The sequence below is a fragment of the Streptomyces sp. NPDC000229 genome (genome assembly GCF_040300825.1).
GTDB lineage: Bacteria > Actinomycetota > Actinomycetes > Streptomycetales > Streptomycetaceae > Streptomyces.
In genome coordinates this window covers 41,390-59,885 of the sequence record NZ_JBEPEL010000041.1, presented here as the reverse complement: position 1 = coordinate 59,885, position 18,496 = coordinate 41,390, and the positions used below count along the sequence as shown (strand labels likewise).

Genomic DNA, 18,496 nt, shown 5'->3' with positions numbered 1-18,496 from the left:
GTGAACGCCGGCCTTGACCGTCTTCGCGGGACGGTCGAGTTCGTTCGGGGTGTGTCCCTTGTAGATGCGGGCCCAGCACCCCACCCATACAGGAAAAATGCCCGAACACAGCCTTCTGCAACACGCTTTAGTCGACGGCGGGGCCGGAGGTGTTGTTGAGCCACTCCCATTCCGACCAGAAGGAGAAGCCGGTCTGCCACTTGTGGAAAACGCCGGCGTGACTGGTCCCGAACACCTCGATCCGACCGTCGGCGTTCGTCGCGGCAGTGATCTCGGTTCCGCCACCACCGAAGCTCGCCCACTCGCCGTAGGGTGCGTTCACCCCGGTCTGCCAGGTGTGCATCGCGGTACCAGCGTTGATCGCGAAGACCTCGACCCGCCCGTCCGGGGTCCGCTCGCTGGTCAGCTCCGCATCCGCCGGGCCGCCCGATGGTTCCCACTCCGACCAGCTCACCGAACTTGTCTGGTACTTGTGGAACACCCCGGCCGGACCGGAGGCGAACACCTCCAACCGCCCGTCGGCGTTGTGGTCCACCGTCAGATCGCGACCGCCGCCGCCGAACGGTTCCCATTGCGACCAGCCACCGTCCACCGCCGTCTGATACCGGTGCTGGAACACCTCGCCGTTGAGCGCGAACACCTCCAGCCGCCCATCCGGCGACTTCTCCATCTCCAGCCGACCACCGGCCGGCCCGCCACCGGTGGGCTCCCACCCCGACCAGCCCCCGTTCGGCGCGGACTGATAACGGTGGAACACGCCCACCGGACCGGACGCATACACCTCCAACCGTCCATCGGCCTGGGCACCCGCGGCCACATCACGCCCACCGCCGCCGAATGTCTCCCACCCCGACCATGCACCGGAAGGCGTCAGCTGGTACCGATGCTGGAAAATGTCCCCATTGATCGCGAACAGCTCCAAACGCCCATCGGCGTTCGGCGCGATCGCCAACTGCGCGCCGCCCGCACCGCCCAACGACTCCCAGTCCGACCAACCCCCGTTCACCCCCCGCTGCCACGCGTGGTGCACGCCATCGGCCCCGGCCGCGAACACCTCCAACCGACCGTCCGCTCCCCTCGCCGACACCACCCGGCCCGACTCCGCCGGATGCACCAACGGCGCGGGCGGGGGGCCGCTTCCCGGTGTGCAAGGCAGCTCCACACCGCGTTCTTCGAGGTAGGGAATGGGGTCGGTCCGGCGGTGCGTGGTCCGGTCGCCCCACACGCGCAGGTGGAGGTGGGGACCACTGGACTGGCCTTCGCTGCCCATCAGCGCGATGCGCTGACCGGCCACGACATGCTCACCGACGGAGACGTCCCGCTGGTACATGTGCCCGTATTCGGTCACCGTCCCATCCCGATGCAGGATGCGGATCCACTGGCCGTAGCCGGAGACGGGACCCGAGTCGATCACCTCGCCATCACCTACGGCATGGATCGGGGTGCCGTAGTCATTGGCGATGTCGATGCCGTTGTGGGCATCGCTGTAGTACTGGGACACAAAACCGGAGGTCGGGCACGAACCGGCGAAGCCGGCGGGCCGGGCGGCAGCCGGAGACGTCACCAGAGCCGGCAGTAAGGCGGCTGTCGCGGTGAGCGTGAGAACGAGGCGCAGTGCGCGTCGGGGTGAACCGAGAAGCACGAAACGCTCCTCTCTCTTGGGTAGTCGTCGCAAAGCGGGCAGGTGACGCGACGGCGGAGCCGTATGACTGGCGGTGTGGAAGGTATCGACGGACCCCCGGCCGGAGAACCCGCAACCTTACGGACTGACAAGCGCCTTCACCTCCCCGTAGGGGGTGCGTGCCGCGGCGGTCGGTGCTGCCCCCCGAACCACTCCGACATCAGCTGCGACGAACCACATCGGCGGGAGTACGCGCTGTCACTCCGCATCGTTCCGGGTGCCTTGCCCGACCCTCCCACCACTACCTTCTCGACGGCGTCCGCCAGACCGACCAGTCAGGAGCCCGGGGAGCAGCGATGCCGACGACCGCCACCACCGACCGACCAGCAACCACCGTGCTCGGGCATCAGGAGCGCCAGGTGCTCTCCGCGGTCGGCTGCGGCCTGCGGGACGACGAGATCGCCACCGCCCTCGCCATCACCGAGGACGCCGTGGCCGAACACCTGGCGCGGATCCTCGTGAAGCTCGGTCTGCGCGACCGGGCTGCCGCCATCGTCCACGCCTTCGACAGTGGCCTGGTCGTCCCCGGACGTGGACCCCGCACGAAGTCGGTGGGCCCGGTGCTGCGGACCGCCGCCGGCCGAGCGGCCGCACCGAACGTGCGGATCTCCGTGCTCGGACCGCTGCAGGCATGGCAGGACGGGCGGCCCCTGGACCTGGGGCATCTCCGTCAGCAAACCGTACTGGCGGCGCTTGCGCTGCGCGCGGGCCGTACGCTCAGCCGGCAGGAGCTGCTCGACGGCGTATGGGGGATGGAGTCGCCGGTCGCGAACGTGGTGCCCGTATATGTCTACCGATTACGCAAGACCCTGCGCGCCGTGGACGGCCAGGACTCGGTCATTGAGCACAACCGGCGTGGTTACCGGCTGCTCTCCGGCGCGGTCGACGTGGACGTGGCGCGTATGGAGGAACTGGTCACCGCCATCGGCGCGGCGGACCGAGCAGACGAACCGACACAGGTGATCCGCCTGTGCTCGCAGGCGCTGGACCTGTTTCGCGGGGAGCTCCTGGCCGGCCTGCCCGGGCCACTCGCCGAACTGGAACGGCTGCGGCTCACTGAGCGCAGGATCACCATCCTGCAGCGGAAGGTGGAGTGGCAGCTGCGGCTGGGCCAGTGCTCCGAAGCGATTGCCGAGCTGTTCGCCTTGTCCGCGGCACACCCCCTGAACGAGCCGGTGGCCGCGATGCTGATGCGCGCGCTGTACCGCAGCGGCCGACAGGCCGACGCATTGGCCGTGTTCGACCGCGCGCGGCGCCGTCTGGCGGACGACCTGGGGGTTCTTCCGAGCCGGATGCTGCGGCGGACCTATCAGATGATTCTGCGCGGGGATGAAGCCGGCCTCACCGCAGCCGCACACTGACCGCTCAAGCGGCGCAGACGGTTCGCCACCTGTCAGGCGGCCGATTGTTCTCGGCCGCTGACAGACGGCGAAGGTACCCGGCCACGGTCCCGGCCGACGAGCCCTCCTTGATTACCAGGGATACCAGGCGCCGTTGTACCACTGCTCGTTGGCGCTGTCGTTGTGGTGATCCATGTTGAAGTCCGCCGGGTAGTTCCTGACGTGATTGTTCGGGTAGGTCCAGATGCCGGCGGACTCGTCGCAGACGTAGTCCCAGTGGCAGATGGACTTGACGGGCACGTTGCCGAAGAACCTGTCGGCGCCGGCGAGCGGAGCACCGACGATGCCGCCGAACGGCACGGATCCGCCGTTGGCGCCGGGAGGGCCCTGGCGCTTGGGGTCCGCGATGAGAATGGCGTTGACGTTGTCGAACGTCTGCCAGTTCTCGGTCACCCAGATGTGGACCACCGCGGCACCCAAGGAGTACCCGCCCATTTTGACGTGCTGGCCCGGGCACGCGGCACGCTGGTCGCGGACCAGCCGGTTCAGCTCGTTGACGCCCGCCCGGGCGCTCGCGCCGTTGGGGATTTGCGTCGGGTACCCGACGTGCTGCTGGATGTTGCCGTAGAAGCCGTCGTTGTTCCACGAGCTGCCCGTGCCACCGACGACGATCGTGTAGGTGCCCTCGCACGGAGCTGCTGCTTGCGCCGGCGACCCCTGTGCCACTGAAAGCCCCGCTGTCAGCAGAAGTCCGGCTAACGCAGCCGTGGTCCTTGTTGCTCGCATCTGTCCTCCCCATGTAGGTGGTGGCCTGTGCGTCCGCTCTCCGTCGAGGTACGCGGTCGGCCGAGGTCACCGGACAACAGTGGCAGCGGTCGATGACATCCGGATGAAACCCGTAGGGCCCGGCCGGCCCGGGCTGCTCCGCCCTCAGCCAGACCGGTACCCCACGCTGCGGTCGCTCGAGGTCAGGAGGCGAAGGCCCGTTCCAGCCGGGGAATCAGGTCCCGGAGATCCTCTTCCCAGCAGCCGGCGTTGTGGCCGCCGTTGCACTGGGTGCCCCAGCCGGAACCGTCGCCGTAGTTGACGTAGTGGTAGGGCATGCCCAGAGCGTCCATGCGGGCCTTGACGTTCTTGGCCGCGCCTTCGAGCCAGAACTCCGCTTCGAGGGGTGAGCCGCCTCCGTTGCCCACATAGATGGAGACCCCGACTCCCGCGAGTCTATCCATGTGCTGTGACGGGTCGACCTGGTTCCACCGCCAGTCGACGTTGAACACCGGGTAGGGCGAGCCGAACAGGGCGTCACTGTCCACAGCGGGCTTGTACGGGGAGTCGTTGGGATCGCAGGCCCCGGATGCCGAGCCGCAGATCACTCCCGTCGCGTCGATGAGGGAGGCGACGACGGCCAGCCGTAGGTCCATGGAGTTGGCCGACAGATCGATGTCTCCCGACAGGGAGGCGGTCTGGCTGAACAGGTCGGGACGGACCTGGGCGTAGTGGAAGGCCCCGAACCCACCCATGGAGACGCCGGCGACGGCCCTGGCCTTCTTGGCGGCAATGGTCCGCAGGTTCGCGTCGATGAACGGAATCACCTGCTTGAGATGGAAGTTCTCCCAGTTCTGGGCACCGAGCTGAGTCTTCTGGTTGAGCCAGTTGGCGTACCAGCCGCGAGCACCGCCGTCCGGGATGACGGTGATCACGGAGTCCGACATGGTCAGCGCGGGATAGGTCTGCTGGACCGGGTCGTCGGGTGAACCGTGCAGGAAGTACAGCACCGGGTAACGTCTGCCCGGGTCGTCGTAGTAGCCGCTCGGCAGAATGATTTTGATGTGCTGCTCGCCCGCGACCTCGGGCGTGGTCACAGTGATGTGGAAGTTGGTGGCACTTCCGGTCGCCGTGCCGACCTGGGTCAGGCCGAATCCGTTCGCCATCGGGGGCGGCACGGTCCTGTCAGCGGCCTGTGCAGACCCTGTCGGCACGACGACGGCCGCAGCGGCGATCATCCATGCCACCACTGCCCGCCACCAATTCGATGTTCTTGTCACAGTGTTCCCCCTCGTGAGCTTTGTCGTTGCGCGGCGCGAAACCTGTCGGGAAGCGAGGAAATCCGGTGAAGGGGTACGCCGGAGGCCGTCGTCGGGGCTCCGGCGTGCCCATACGCCGATGTCAGTCCAGGACCTTGACCCGCAATGCCGGTGAGGCCGCGATCTGATCCTCGGTGAACCGCTCGGTCACCCACCGGCCTGCCGAGAACAGCTTGGTCTGATCGGCGTAGTGCGGCGAGTTCGGGTCGGCCGACTGGGAGTAGGCCATGACGGAGAACGCCTGTGGCGGGCCGTCGGCGGTGAACCGTACCTGCTGGATGAAACTGGACCCGAAGACGATGTCCGGTTTTCCGTCGACCTGGCCAGGGGTGATCACGTTCAGCACGCCCAGTTGGCTGATCGAGCCGTGGATGGGGATCTGTTCACCACCGCGGGTGACCTTCTGGACGTCCGACAGGGGGGCGTTCAGCGGAATGCCCGCCTTGCGTAGGGCGAGAACGGCCCGGCCGAGCGCGTCGCGGACACTGGAGCTCCCGGAATCCAGTGAGTTGGGCGTGTGCACCGGGTCCTTGGGGTCGAAGGGAACCCGCCACGGTAGTTTCTCGATTCCCCGTCCATCGAGCAGGAGGGACCAGTAGTTCGCGAACAGCCAGGACCCCCGGCTGTCCGTCGTGTAATCGTGGTCCTTCCAGGCGGCCAGGATCGGACACGCCTCACTCACGTTGACCAGGTTGCCGTCCACCAGGATGACCCCGAAGGGGAGGCTCTGGCACATCGTCACCGTGGCGTTGAGGGCCAAATCGGCCGCCCTGCTGTTGTCGGCGAACAGCAATTTCCCCATGGTCTCCGGTGTGAAGCCCCTGCCCGGCAGGCCGTCGGTGCCGTTGATCCGCTTCTGCGCCGTCAGGATCAGCTCCTGGGTACGCAGCGATCGGGGCGCCGCGGTGTCGCCCATCACCCTGGGGAAGGCCAGTGGTTGCTCGGGGTTGGCCAGCCAGGCGCTGTCGTTGGCGTTGCCCACGAAGTCGGACCGGATCAGGCGTGGCTGCTTGTGCGGGTCCAGCAGTCCTGGCGCGACCGCATTCGGGTCATCGGGCCAGTCGCACTCGCTGCGCTTGCCGTCGAGGATGGAGATCGGCGGCACGTTCGGCAGCCGTAGCCCCTGGTTGAAGAGCAGCTGACCGGTGTGGGTGAGGCACGACTGCGCGTGCTCGTCGGTGATGTTGGGGGTGGCCTGGATGTCCGCGTACAGCGCGTTGCCCTTGCGATCGGAGGCGACGGTGTTGAAGAAGGGGACCCCCTGCGTGGTCTCCAGCGTGTTCACCACATCGTGGACGTCCTTGGCCTGCTCGAGGCGGAACCAGGTGTTCAACGCCCGCAGGTTGTGCATGTTCACGTCGCGTACCGCGTGCGCGCTGACCACCCAGGGCAAGGGGACGCCCTGCATCGCTGTGGTGATCGGGCCGTAACGGGTGGACCACAACGTCCTGGTGACCTTGCCGATGGAGCCGTCCGCCTTCCGCACGTCGACACCGACCTGCTGCGAGGTCATCTGCTGCCACGTGCCGTCCACCAGGTATCTGGTCGGGTTCAGCGGGTCCACCTGCACGTCGAACAGTCCGAACGGAGCTACGGTGGCGATCGTGTGACTCCAGGCGACATCGTTGTTGTGCCCGATGTTCACGGCGGGGAACCCGAGCAGGCCGGCACCGGACGCATTGACCTTTCCCGGGATCGTCAGCTGGCTCTGCCACATCCGGTTCTTGCCCTGCCACGGAAAGTGCGGGTTGGCCAGCAGCATGCTGGTGCCGCCGGAGACGCCCTGTGAACCGACCGCCAACGCGTTGCTGCCCATGCTCTGCTGACGGCTCACCGCCATCGCGTCGCGGATCTTCTTCGCCGTCTTCGCGGGTGAGGACGCCGGCGGCGCGGCTGCCGGCGCCCCCGGGGGTGCGGCGTTCACCTGACCGTCCAGCAGCGCATCGGCGCTGCCCATGATGATCTGGGCGTGCGCGTGCCGGTAGACGTCCAGCTCCGTGATCGGCCGCACCCAGGCCGCACCACGGCAGGCCGGGTCGGAGATGGTGTCCACGCCCGTCTCGGCCAGGTACCTGTTGTATCCCTGGACATAGCCGCGAATGGCCTCTTTGACCTCTGGCTCCGGCCCGTTGGGGGCGGGCCGGCCGAGCAGCCGCTCCACCACCCGGTCGTCCTTGATCCGCTGGAAGTACAGGTCGCTGTTGAGATTGGTGGTGCTGTTCTGGTTCTGACCGGGGCTCGCCCTGCCATCGGGGCCCAGATAACGGGACCTCTGGGCGTTGACCATCAGATAGGTGTCGGCCAAGGTGCAGATGTTGTCCTTGGCCGCGGCGTATCCGTAGCCCGTTCCCAGCCCCTCCCAGTCCGAGGCGGTGATGTGCGGGATCCCGTACTCGGTGTAACGGATCGTCGGCTGGGCAAGCCCCTGTTCGCCCTCAGGTGGTCCGGTGGCCGCTGACCCGGTGGCCGCCGGCGTGCTCATCACCGCCACCGCGACCATGACTGCCATCGGCAGCCTCGCTCTGCGTCTCCTTGGCGCCATCGAGCCGTCCCTCCCCTGGTGTGCGGACTTCCGTCCGAATGCGGCCACGCTAAGGAGGACCGATGAAAACTCGATGACCCCGCCCGCACCGGGCGCCAGTGCCGCCCGGCGAGCTGCACGGCGCGGAAATGCGGCAGCAGAGCCCCGGCCGGGACCACATCACCTCGCCCTCACCCGCACGACGAGGTGGCCGGACGGCAGCCGGGAGCACACGCCGCGGGCGGTGCGTGCGTGGGGAACGGTCAGCCGGTCGGAAGGCCGAGCCCGTAGTACGTGACGTGGTAACCGTCGACGTGCTCGGCCTCGCCGCCGACGATCAGGTCGCTCGGACCGCTCACCCCGGCCGCCCTGGCCGTCGCCACGAGCATCTCCGCGAGCGCACGGCCTTTCGGTTCGCCGGGGCCGCCCGCGTCCACGCGCCACACCGGATCGTCGTCGTCCCAGATCGACGCCGTGCCCGGGTGGTCGGTGACCGTGCCCCAGCCGTGTGCGGCCGGATCGGCGCCGTCCGGGGCGAAGCAGCCGATCGACAGCCGATCGCCGCACGTGACGTCGAAAAGGATGGGTGCGCCGCGGCCGGTGCGCCCGTAGAACGGCATTCCGATCCTGATGCCAAGGGCCGTGGTCTCGGCGGGCAGTGCCCCCAGGAATTCGTCCAGCGACCGGACGACGGTCTCCCAGCTACGGGCGGTCCAGCCGCCGGGGAAGCCGAGGCCGGTGTTGGCCTGGTCACGATTGCTGCCGAAGAAGCCGCTGATCGAGTGCTCCTCGCCGACGCCTTGACGCCAAAACCAGTTCTCCGCCGGGCCGGTGGGCTGCAGGACCAGCTCCGGCCCCGACGTCCCCGCGCGCAGTTCCAGGGTGTCGGGCCTGCCGCGCCAGCGCACGAAGGGCGCGCCCCAGACCGGCCCGCTGTCGTAGAAGGGGCCCAGGTCGCCGTGCGAACCCATGATGGACGGCTTACCGAGCGCCGTGGTCAACTCCTCCCTGGCGGCACGGAAGGCGGCAGCCTGCGCGGCGGCGTCCGGTGCGGCGACAGCCACCGGGACCGCGAGCTCCACGTACGACTCGCGGCCGACGAAGCGTTCCTCGTATCTGCCGACCGGGCGCAGGCGGGCGTCGCCCGAGGGCCGGCCGGTGACCAGGACGGGTTCGTCCGGCGTGCCGTCCCACGCCCAGCCGAGCTCGGTCGCCAAGGCCCTCACTCCGTCCGGCGTCCAGCCGCCGGTGTCCGCCGCGACGAGTCGCCGGGCGAGATCCGCGATCGATCGTTCTTCAGCGCTTCCCCGTTGTCCGTCCATGCGCTCATCGTGCCGCATCCCGGACCGCACCGATTCGCGGGCCCGCGCCGGCCGCTTTCTGGTCCGGTCCTGCCTTCGGTCCCGTGCTGAAGGCCGGCCCGCCGTCATCGCGTTGCGTCATGTGTCCTTGTCGTTCTTCGCGGCCTTGCCGTCCGCCGCGCGTCCCCGCGGGTCGCCATGCTCGTCCGGGTGGACGTGCTCGCCCGGCGTCGCGAGCTCCGCGACCGCGTCGACCCCGACCACCGCGCCGGTGGACTTCTTGCCGCGCCGCAGCCTGCCTTCCAGCCAGCTCGCGAAGGTGGTGAGCAGGAAGTTCAGTACGACGAAGATCAGGGCGACGACGGTGAAGCTCGCGATGGTGTTCGCGCCGTAGTTGGCGCTCATCGGGCGGACCGACGCCAGCAGTTCGGAGAAGCCCAGCAGCGCACCGCCGAGCGCGGTGTCCTTCACGATGACCACGAGCTGGCTGACGAGCGCCGGCAGCATCGCGGTGACCGACTGTGGCAGCAGGACGTACGTCATGGTCTGGCCCTTGCGCATGCCGATCGCCTTGGCCGCGTCGGTCTGGCCGCGCGGCAGGGACAGGATTCCGGCGCGTACCACCTCGGCCAGGACCGAGGCGTTGTACAGGACGAGACCGGTGACCACGGCGTACAGCGGCCGGTTCTCCGGGCTGATGTCGGTGAACTCGGCGTACGCCGCATTGGCGAAAAGCATCAGGATCAGCACCGGGATGGCGCGGAAGAACTCCACGACGGTCCCGCCGAGCCCGCGTACCCACCAGTGGTCGGAGAGCCGGGCGATCCCGAAGAGCGCTCCGAGGGGCAACGCGATGACCATGGCGAGCGAGGCGGCGATGAGCGTGTTCTCGAGCCCCGGGAGGAGGAAGGTGCTCCAGGCGCGGGAGTCGGTGACGAACGGCTCCCACTTGATCCATTCGAGCTGGCCCTTGTCGGCCAGGGCCCGCCCGACCCACCAGATCAGCGCGGCGAGGGCGACCAGGAACACCACGGTGTACAGGAGGTTGCGCCGCTTGGCGCGGGGGCCCGGGGCGTCGTAGAGGACGGAGGTCATCGCTTCACCGCCACCTTCTTGCTCACCCAGCCGAGAACGAGCCCGGTGGGAAGGGTCAGGCAGATGAACCCGAAGGCGAAGAGGGCGGAGATCAGGATCAGCTGTGCCTCGTTCTCGATCATTTCCCGCATCAGGAGCGCCGCTTCGGCGACACCGATCGCCGCGGCCACCGTGGTGTTCTTGGTCAGGGCGATCAGCACGTTCGTCAGCGGACCCACCACCGAGCGGAAGGCCTGCGGGAGCACGATCAGCCTCAGGGTCTGGGTGAAGGGCAGGCCGATGGCGCGTGCGGCCTCCACCTGGCCGATGGCGACGGTGTTGATGCCGGACCTCAGTGCCTCGCAGACGAACGCGGAGGTGTACGCGATCAGGCCGAGCACGGCGAGCCGGAAATTGATGGTCTTGAAGTCGTCCGCGCCGAGCGTGACGTTGAGCGTCTGGAAGAGGCCCAGCGATGTGAAGACAATGATCACTGTCAGGGGAATGTTCCGCACGATGTTGACGTACGCGGTACCGAAGCCTCGCATCAGGGGCACGGGGCTGACCCGCATCGCGGCCAGGAGGGTGCCGCAGATCAGGGAGCCGATGGCCGAATAGACGGTGAGCTGCACCGTCACCCAGAAGGCGCCCAGCAGGTTGTAGCCCTCGAGAAAGTCGAACACGATCTCCCGCCCTTTCGCGTGCGGGGACGGCTCGGCGCGCCACCGTCGGAGGCGGCGCGCCGTGCCGGTCCTGCTTCACTTGACGATGTTGCCGATCTTCGGTGCGGGCTCGTTCTTGTAGTTCGCCGGGCCGAAGTTCTTCTTCACTGCCTCGTCCCAGGAACCGTCCGAGACCATCTTTTCGAGTGCTGTGTTGATCCGGTTCTTCAGGTCGCTGCCCTTCTGGACACCGATGCCGTAGTTCTCGTTGCTCAGCTTGAAGCCGCCGAGCTTGAACTTGCCCTGGTGCTCCGGTTGCGCGGCGTAACCGGCAAGAATGGAGTCATCGGTGGTCAGGGCGTCGACAGCCCTGTTCTCCAGGCCGGTCAGGCACTCGGAGTAACCGCCGTACTCCTGGAGCTGGGCCTTGGGGGCGATCCTGTCCTTGACGTTCTGTGCGGACGTGGACCCGGTGACCGAGCAGAGCTTCTTGTTGTTCAGGTCCTCGGGCCGCTTGATGGAGTTGTCGTCCGCACGGACGAGGACGTCCTGGTGCGCCAGGAGGTAGGGGCCTGCGAAGTCGACCTTCTTCGCACGCTCGTCGTTGATCGAGTAGGTGGCCGCGATGAAGTCGACGTCACCGCGCTGCAGCAGCGTCTCGCGGTCGGCGCTCTTGGCTTCCTTCCATTCGATGTCGCCGGGCTCGAATCCGAGCTCCTTGGCCACGTAGGTCGCCACGTCGATGTCGAATCCCGTGTACTTGCCGTCCGGCGTCTTCAGGCCGAGGCCCGGCTGGTCGAACTTGATGCCGACGGTGATCTTGTCGCCACCGTCACCGGCACCGCCGCCGTCGTCGGAGCCGCAGGCGGCGGCGGTGAGGGCGAGCACGACGGCGGTGGCGGCCGCGACGGTGGCCTTGAGAGGTTTCATGGTGATCATCCCTGCGGATTACTGTGTGGGGGGCGTGGAACTGCGGGGCCTGACCGGTTCGTCACCGGGTCGGCTCAGTGGTGGAGGATCTTCGACAGGAAGTCTTTGGCGCGGTCGGTTCGCGGGTTGTTGAAGAACTGATCGGGCGTCGTCTCCTCCACGATCCTGCCGTCCGCCATGAACACCACGCGGTTGGCGGCCGAACGGGCGAAGCCCATCTCGTGGGTGACGACGGCCATCGTCATGCCCTCACGGGCGAGCTGCTGCATGACCTCCAGTACCTCGTTGATCATCTCGGGGTCGAGTGCCGAGGTCGGCTCGTCGAAGAGCATGATCTTGGGTTCCATGGCCAGCGCTCTGGCGATGGCCACGCGCTGTTGCTGGCCGCCGGAGAGCTGTGCGGGGTACTTGTCCGCCTGGGAGGCCACGCCGACCCGGTCGAGGAGGGCGCGGGCCCGCTCCTCGGCTGCCTGCTTGTCCTTCTTGCGGACCTTGATCTGCCCGAGCGTCACGTTCTGCAGCACGGTCTTGTGCGCGAAGAGGTTGAACGACTGGAAGACCATCCCCACATCGGCTCGAAGTGCGGCCAGCTCACGGCCCTCGGCGGGCAGCGGCTTGCCGTCGATGAAGATCTCGCCCGAGTCGATCGTCTCCAGCCGGTTGATGGCCCGGCACAGGGTGGACTTGCCGCCCCCGGACGGCCCAATGACGACGACCACCTCGCCGCGGTCGATGCTCAGGTTGATGTCCTTCAGCACATGCAACGCGCCGAAGTGCTTGTTGACGTTGCTCAGCACCACCAGGGCGTCGTGCGTGCCTGGCGTGTCATGTGTCTTGGCCACTGCTGCTCCGCTCATCGGCTTCATCCTCCATCCGCCTCCGGCCTGTCGCACGCCGAGACGGCGCCGGGAGGGGCGGGCGGTCGACACGCCGGGGCCGGTTCGCTCGGTGACGGGAGCCGCGAGGAATCGTCGAGGTGCCCCCGGGCCGAGGTGCCAGTACGCCAGCGCGGCGGGACCGGCGCCCGCGGCCGAGGTGCCAGTACGTCCACGCCTGGCCGGGGACGGTGCAGCCGATGTCGCCGGGGTCTCGCTGATCACGTGGTGCGTGCCCGTGCTCGTTGCCGGTCACCACGACACCGGCGACCCGGTCGTACGCCACTGGCCTGCCTGGGTTGTCGGTCGCGGAGAACCCGGCAGGACATGTGCCGGGGCTCCGGACGGCGGCGTTCCTCAGCGCAGTTTCATCGCGAACGCCACGGTGCTGCCGACGGGGCCCCGGGCGATGGTGAGCCGGTCGGTGATCAGACGGGTGAGCCAGAGGCCCCGGCCGCGGCAGGCGCCGTTGAGGCCGGGGGCGAGGTCGGGGATGACGTCCTCGGTGAAACCCGGGCCGCGGTCGGTGACGCGGCACTCCAGTTCCTCCGGGGTCCTGGCCAGCACCAGTACGCCGTACCCGCCCGCGTGCTGGACGACATTGCCGGCCACGGCGTCCACAGCCACGACGAAGTCGCCGCGCCGGGGTTCCGGGAGCCCGGACAGGGCCGCGCAGCCCTCCACCAGGACGCGCAGTCGCGGGATGTCCGCGCCGCCGAAGCGGCGACGCAGCAGGAGTTCCTCACCGATACCGGGCGGGCCCCCGGCCGATTCCACGGTCATGGCCCTACCCCGCCACATCGAGGGCGGCCGGATCCGTGCCGAGACGGCACAGCAGGCGTGCGTGCCGCTCGGAGCAGCGGATCCGTACGGGCCGGTGGGCCGGCACCCGGTCGAGCAGGCGGACGAGTTCGGCCGCGGACTCGGCGCCGAGGAAGCCCGTGCGCAGCAGGTCCACCGTGAGGGGGCCGGGTGGCGGCGCGGGGGTCCGGAGCAGGTCGTCGAGGGCCTGGGTGAACTGCCCGTGCGTGGCCAGGTCCGCCTCGCCGATGACGTGGAGCGTTCCCTCGCGGTGCAGGCACCTCAGATGTCCCAGCCGGGGCAGCAGGTTCTGGGGATGGGCCCGGCACATGGCCTCCAGGACCGGTTCGGGGAAACGCCGCCGGTCGTACGCGCAGATCTCGCTGTAGAAGCCGTCGGTGAAGAGGTGGCCGGCCCGGCGCTCGCGGTCCATCATCATGTCGAGATCGGCGCCCAGGTCGGCGACCCAGCCCATGTCGATGTACGTACGCAGTCCGGTGTACCCCTCGTCACGGGCGGCCTCGGACTCCTCGACGATGCGCTGCCACTGCCGGTCTGCGGTGAATCGCCGCGCGGGCAGGATCAGTTCCCGCATGCTGCTCAGCTCCAGTTGCGCCCTCTCGTATCCGGACGCGACCAGCAGCCCTGGGGCCTCCTGCAACCGCGACCGGACCTGTGCCTCCGTCAGACGCGGCGGTCCGAAGACGATGACCTTCTCGCCTCGGGCCAGCCCGGACCAGACGAACGCGGCCAGGACGTCCCAGCCGGGTGCATCGTCGTCGTAGCACAGGAACGCGTGGTGCCCGGGGCCCATGTGCTGCACGGGAAGCGTCCCGGGATGGTGCTCATCGCTCGCGAGCACGCCCACCTCCCCCACCCCCGTGTAACCGCCGTGTGGCGCTACGTTACCAACCTCCCGAGGGTGCTCACTGCCGGTCCTGGGCATCGGGATGTGTCTCACGCAGCGCGTCGCCGGGCACGGGGCCCTTCGGCGGGGCCGGCTCCGGCGGCTCCTCCGCCCGTTCGGCGGCGCCACCCTCGCGTTCCCGCCGGGCCTGCCGCTTCTCCTCCTCGAGCCGCTTGCGGACCTCTTCGGGCTTGTCTCCGAGCTGGTTCATGACCCTCTCCGTCCCGTCGGGTGACTCGTCTCGCCGTCAGCGTCACACAGACCCGCTCCACCCGCATTCCGCCACCCGACCGGGATCCGCCCCGAAACCGGACGGGTGCGACAGGGCGGTCCTCGTGGAGGTGGGGAGGGCGAGACGAGCCGGTGTGGTGAGGCTGCGCGAGCTCGGTGTCCCCGAACGCGGCCGCGCCAGGGAGTTCCTCGCGGTGCCGCCATGGCCGCGAGCCCGGCGGCGTCGTTGAGCGGTTCCGCAGGCACCACGAGCTGATGGTGCCCGGGCAGGCCGCCTGTCAGGTCGTGGGCCTCACCGGCGAGGGGTGACCACGGACGGCACGCCCCGCGGTCGCCGCCGTGACCGCATGCATCGCACGGTACGCACCCGGGGCCCGGCGACCGGACGGACCCACGTCCACTCGGTGGGCCTGCTCCGCGACGTCTGCATCATCGTGTCGCCGACCCATACGTACTCCGTGCTGCCCGGCCGCCCGCACGGCGTCCGTGTCCGGCACGCCGCGGCGTGCCGGAGCGGACCTCGACTCGACGGTGGCTCGTCGTGGACCGCATCCACGACGAGTGGGATCGAGGAGATCCGGGCGCGGGGCTGCGAACGGGCCGTTCCCGGCGACCGCGCCACGATTGCCGCGGCGGCCCGGGGGCACGGCCCCGCTCCGTATCGTCTTCCGGGAGGACTGGCCGTCCCCCGTGTCACCACTGGCCGTCGGTCACCGGCTTGCCGGGGGCGTCGCCGAGGGGCTGGACCTGGTGGGGGGCGGGCGGGTGCCACGGCTCGTGGTCGTCGCCGATCCAGTCGCCGACCGGCTTGACACCGCCGAGGGCGTCCGTCGGTGCGAGGACGGTGGCGTCCTCGTCGTAGTAGTCGAACCAGGGCAGTCCGGCACGGGTGTAGGCGGCGCGGTCCACGGGTGACGGCGGAGGCGCCTCACCGGTGATACGGCGCCATTCCGGTGGCGTCACCAGGTGGACGAAGACGCGGCCGGCCGGCTCCTCCGCCCAGTCGGAGAGCGGCCGGTCGTCCCGGTACACCTCCTGGCGCATGGAGCCGCCCACGCCCAGGCCCATCGCGGCCGCCGCGCGTGCGGGCGGACCGCCGGGGGCGGCGGGGGCGGCCATGGGAGCGGCGGCGGCCATGGGGGCGGGCGGTGGCGCGGCGCCGTAGCCGCTTCCCGGCTGCTGGGGAGCCACCGGGCGGGCCCGCGCGGCGCGTTCGGCTTGGATCCGCTGCTGCTCGCGCCAGGCGTTCAGCGCCGTACCGGACAGCGGGAAGGCCTGGAGCTGGACGCCTCCCCAGCTCTCCTCGCCGGTGAGCTGCCCCTCCACGGTGGCGCCCAGGCCGAGTGGCACCGCGACGAACTGCCGGACCGTGCCCCGCCCGGAATTGATCCCGTCCAGCCAGGGCTGCCTGGGCAGGACCAGGTAGTTCTGCGGCCCGTGCGACAACCGGCCGCTCCACCTTTCTCCGGAGACGGCGCACACCTTGCCGACGCCCACCTGAAGGGCGGCCGGTTCCTGCGTACCGGCGAAGCTGAGCCACATCGCCTCCCGCAGGTACACGGGAAGCATCACCCCGCCCCGCTCGCGCATTTGGTGCGGCACGACGTCGGCGAAGTCCTCCACCCGGCGCACCGGGAACGCGCCAAGTCCCGGTGGCAGCGCGTGCGTCCCCGACTCCGGAAGGCGCAACGTCCGGATGAAGCGGACGCGCACGCCGCCTCCCAGCAGCACGCTGTCACCGTCGACACGCACGGTACCGGCAGCAGCCATGGCGCATTCCCCCCTCGTGTACGGAACTCTTCCGCTGCTATCACGGCGTACGGCCGGCTGCGGTTCCCCTCCTGCCCGGCTCCGTCAACGCGCCCTCCGGTCACGGTGTCCGCGATGGGCCCTGACATGGGCGACCGCGAGCGAGGCCTTGTTGAGGAGCCAGATGGCGCTGAGGGAGAAGAGGGCGAAGGCGGCGAGGAACGCCACGACCCCCGTGAGGACGAGGAGCGGGCCGCCGGCGGACGTGGTGCCCCGGAACAGTGGTCCCGCCGCACCCCCGGCCGCACCCACGACGGGGACCAGAACCGCCATGAGCACGACGCGGCCCCTGCGGGGTGAGTCGTCGTCATGTACGCGTTCGTAGTCGTGGTCGTGGTCGTGGTCGTGGTGATGATCGCTGCTTCCCTCGTTCACAAGGACCCAGTGTGCGGTGTGCTCGTTCTTCACCAAAACCCCGGTCCAAGCTCTGAACTCGCTCACGTGGTGTCGCCACGGATCGGCCGGTGTGGTGACATGCGGGGACTTTGACAACGGGGGGTTCGATGAAGTCACGGCTGATCGCGGCGGGGGCCGCCTTGGTGCTGCTGGCGCTGGGCAGCGGCGCGTCCGGTGCCACGACCGGGGGAACGGCTCTGGAGAACGGCGGCGAAGGGGCGCTCCACTCGCTGGGCTTCGAGACGTTCGTGACCGGCAAGGGCTACTGGTTCACCTGTCCGACGCCGACCAATACCTCCTCCCAGCCCATCGAGGTGCTCGACGTGGAGTTGGTGCGCGCCCCGGCACACTGGAAGACCGGGGAGGTCAGAGCGGTCGACACGCTCGCCATCGGGGCGCTCCCGCTGGGGGCGTCGGACGATGACTTCGGCAAGACGCCCGGCATGGAGAAGGACCACTCCGGGGCTCCGGTGCGCATCGCGCCCGGGGAACGCAGTCCCATCGTCCATCTGGTGCGCACCGAGCCGGTGTCGAGCGCCGCCGGCCGGGCGGAGGGCTGCCGCTTCACCTACCGCTCGGCCCACCGGGTGTATGTGGAGGATCCGGGCGCGGACTTCTTCTTCGGTCCGTACCCCGATTGACGCCCGAGACCGTGCGGGCGAGCCGGGGTCCCAGCCAGCGCTTGAGTCTGCGCAGCGTTTCGAGCCGGCCGGCCGCCCGGTCGATCCGGTAGTACAGCCGGGGCGGGATGTGGGGCAGCAGGGGGGAGTGCCGCTGGCCGAGCAGAGCGAACATCTCGGGCGGTGCGAGGTCCATGTAGCGGGGCAGGTTTTCGTACCACCGGGCGCTGTAGCGGGCCGCGCTCTGGGTGGGGACGAGAGCGGTTCGGCGCTGCCGCTCATAGCGGGCGAGGGCGGGCTGGAGGCCCGGGCGCTCGTGCAGGGCGGCGGCCAGGGCGATGGCGTCCTCCAGGGCGAGCGTGGTGCCCGCGCCGATCGAGTAGTGGGTGGTGTGCGCGGCGTCGCCGAGCAGGACGAGGTTGTCCCGGTACCAGGTGCGGTTGGTCACGGTGCGGAAGTTCAGCCACCGCGCGCTGCCGTCGGCCTGTGCCCGGCCGATCAGGGGGTGGCCGTCCAGTGGCTCGGCGAAGAGGCGCTGGAGCACGGTGAGGTTTTCGGCGTGGCTCCCGCGGTCGAGGCCGAGGCCGGTCCATGTGGCGGGCGAACACTCGACGACGCAGGTGCTGTGGGTCGCGCTGTAGCGGTAGCCGTAGCACCAGATCCACCCGTGCGCCGTCTCGACGAAGGCGAAGGTGAAGGCGTCGAAGACCTTGGTGGTGCCGAGCCAGATGAATTTGTTGTGTCCGGTCGTGATGTCGGTGCCGAAGTGGGTCGCGTGGCGGCCGCGCAACCCGCTGCTCGCTCCGTCGCCGGCGACGACCAGGTCGGCCCGGAACCGCTCGGCCGGCTCGGTGACCGGCTGCTGGAACTCGATGCGCACGCCCAGGGAGTGGGCCCGCTGCGCGAGGATGTCGAGCAGGGTGTGACGGCCGATGCCGAACCCCTGGTCCCCGTGGTGCGCCGTCGAGCGGTCGCGGACGTACGCCACGCCGTCGCTCCATCGCACCGAGTTCTCGGCGACGGCACGGGCGGAGACCGGGTCGTGGCGATGCAGCCGGTCGAGCAGGCCCGCCCAGTAGGTGACACCCCAGCCGTACGTGGAGCCCGCCGGGTCGCGCTCGTAGACGGTGATGTCGTGGGACGGATCCCGCAGCTTCATCAGAATCGAGAAGTACAGACCGGCGGGCCCGCCGCCGACACAGGCGACCTTCACGCACACTCCCCTGAATGACGCAGCATGGTCAATTGACCACGAAACGTAGCA

The 18,496-nt window shown here is 69.3% G+C and carries 17 protein-coding genes; 2 read left to right on the top strand and 15 right to left on the bottom strand.

Going from position 1 to position 18,496, the window contains the following annotated elements; all coding sequences use genetic code 11:
• Positions 1–127: 127 nt before the first annotated feature.
• A complete protein-coding gene (locus ABT360_RS20680; RefSeq protein WP_351818263.1) occupies positions 128–1,642 on the bottom strand; it encodes a peptidoglycan DD-metalloendopeptidase family protein in 1,515 nt (504 codons plus the stop codon).
• A 335-nt stretch (positions 1,643–1,977) separates the two neighbouring features.
• On the opposite strand from ABT360_RS20680, the gene ABT360_RS20675 reads away from it, so the two are divergent.
• Positions 1,978–3,042: a BTAD domain-containing putative transcriptional regulator gene (locus ABT360_RS20675; RefSeq protein ID WP_351818260.1), complete on the top strand. Its 1,065-nt coding sequence runs from the start codon at positions 1,978–1,980 to the stop codon at positions 3,040–3,042.
• A gap of 111 nt (positions 3,043–3,153) precedes the next feature.
• Here the strand turns inward: ABT360_RS20675 and ABT360_RS20670 are convergent, their stop codons facing one another.
• The 13 genes from ABT360_RS20670 to ABT360_RS20605 form a co-directional block, all read right to left on the bottom strand.
• The gene (locus ABT360_RS20670; protein ID WP_351818257.1) at positions 3,154–3,807 is read right to left on the bottom strand and encodes a cutinase family protein; all 654 of its coding nucleotides are present in this window, start codon (positions 3,805–3,807) and stop codon (positions 3,154–3,156) included.
• A 182-nt stretch (positions 3,808–3,989) separates the two neighbouring features.
• Positions 3,990–5,066 carry an alpha/beta hydrolase gene (locus ABT360_RS20665; protein ID WP_444852288.1) on the bottom strand — a complete coding sequence of 359 codons (1,077 nt, stop codon included), beginning with the start codon at positions 5,064–5,066 and terminating at the stop codon, positions 3,990–3,992.
• Between the two features lie 121 nt (positions 5,067–5,187).
• Positions 5,188–7,614 carry a penicillin acylase family protein gene (locus ABT360_RS20660; protein ID WP_444852287.1) on the bottom strand — a complete coding sequence of 809 codons (2,427 nt, stop codon included), beginning with the start codon at positions 7,612–7,614 and terminating at the stop codon, positions 5,188–5,190.
• A 275-nt stretch (positions 7,615–7,889) separates the two neighbouring features.
• Positions 7,890–8,948 carry a hypothetical protein gene (locus ABT360_RS20655; RefSeq protein WP_351818248.1) on the bottom strand — a complete coding sequence of 353 codons (1,059 nt, stop codon included), beginning with the start codon at positions 8,946–8,948 and terminating at the stop codon, positions 7,890–7,892.
• A 117-nt stretch (positions 8,949–9,065) separates the two neighbouring features.
• Positions 9,066–10,022: an amino acid ABC transporter permease gene (locus ABT360_RS20650; RefSeq protein WP_351818245.1), complete on the bottom strand. Its 957-nt coding sequence runs from the start codon at positions 10,020–10,022 to the stop codon at positions 9,066–9,068.
• Positions 10,019–10,684: an amino acid ABC transporter permease gene (locus ABT360_RS20645; protein WP_351818242.1), complete on the bottom strand. Its 666-nt coding sequence runs from the start codon at positions 10,682–10,684 to the stop codon at positions 10,019–10,021. The genes ABT360_RS20650 and ABT360_RS20645 overlap by 4 nt, the downstream gene beginning before the upstream one ends.
• A gap of 75 nt (positions 10,685–10,759) precedes the next feature.
• On the bottom strand, positions 10,760–11,593 hold the full coding sequence (locus tag ABT360_RS20640; protein ID WP_351818239.1) for a glutamate ABC transporter substrate-binding protein: 834 nt from the start codon (positions 11,591–11,593) through the stop codon (positions 10,760–10,762).
• Positions 11,594–11,667: 74 nt separating this feature from the next.
• Positions 11,668–12,450, bottom strand: coding sequence for an amino acid ABC transporter ATP-binding protein (locus ABT360_RS20635; RefSeq protein WP_351818236.1), 783 nt, complete (start codon positions 12,448–12,450; stop codon positions 11,668–11,670).
• A 375-nt stretch (positions 12,451–12,825) separates the two neighbouring features.
• Positions 12,826–13,251, bottom strand: a complete 426-nt coding sequence (locus ABT360_RS20625; RefSeq protein WP_351818233.1) for an ATP-binding protein — start codon at positions 13,249–13,251, stop codon at positions 12,826–12,828.
• A gap of 4 nt (positions 13,252–13,255) precedes the next feature.
• Positions 13,256–14,131 carry an MEDS domain-containing protein gene (locus tag ABT360_RS20620; protein WP_351818230.1) on the bottom strand — a complete coding sequence of 292 codons (876 nt, stop codon included), beginning with the start codon at positions 14,129–14,131 and terminating at the stop codon, positions 13,256–13,258.
• A 64-nt stretch (positions 14,132–14,195) separates the two neighbouring features.
• On the bottom strand, positions 14,196–14,387 hold the full coding sequence (locus ABT360_RS20615) for a hypothetical protein (RefSeq protein ID WP_351818227.1): 192 nt from the start codon (positions 14,385–14,387) through the stop codon (positions 14,196–14,198).
• 713 nt (positions 14,388–15,100) lie between these two features.
• The gene (locus ABT360_RS20610) at positions 15,101–16,177 is read right to left on the bottom strand and encodes a hypothetical protein (RefSeq protein WP_351818224.1); all 1,077 of its coding nucleotides are present in this window, start codon (positions 16,175–16,177) and stop codon (positions 15,101–15,103) included.
• Between the two features lie 84 nt (positions 16,178–16,261).
• The gene (locus tag ABT360_RS20605; protein ID WP_351818221.1) at positions 16,262–16,591 is read right to left on the bottom strand and encodes a hypothetical protein; all 330 of its coding nucleotides are present in this window, start codon (positions 16,589–16,591) and stop codon (positions 16,262–16,264) included.
• A gap of 128 nt (positions 16,592–16,719) precedes the next feature.
• Between ABT360_RS20605 and ABT360_RS20600 the strand changes: the two genes are divergently transcribed.
• Positions 16,720–17,253, top strand: a complete 534-nt coding sequence (locus ABT360_RS20600) for a hypothetical protein (protein WP_351818218.1) — start codon at positions 16,720–16,722, stop codon at positions 17,251–17,253.
• Here the strand turns inward: ABT360_RS20600 and ABT360_RS20595 are convergent.
• Positions 17,177–18,445: an FAD-dependent monooxygenase gene (locus tag ABT360_RS20595; protein WP_351818215.1), complete on the bottom strand. Its 1,269-nt coding sequence runs from the start codon at positions 18,443–18,445 to the stop codon at positions 17,177–17,179. The genes ABT360_RS20600 and ABT360_RS20595 overlap by 77 nt on opposite strands.
• Positions 18,446–18,496: the final 51 nt, after the last annotated feature.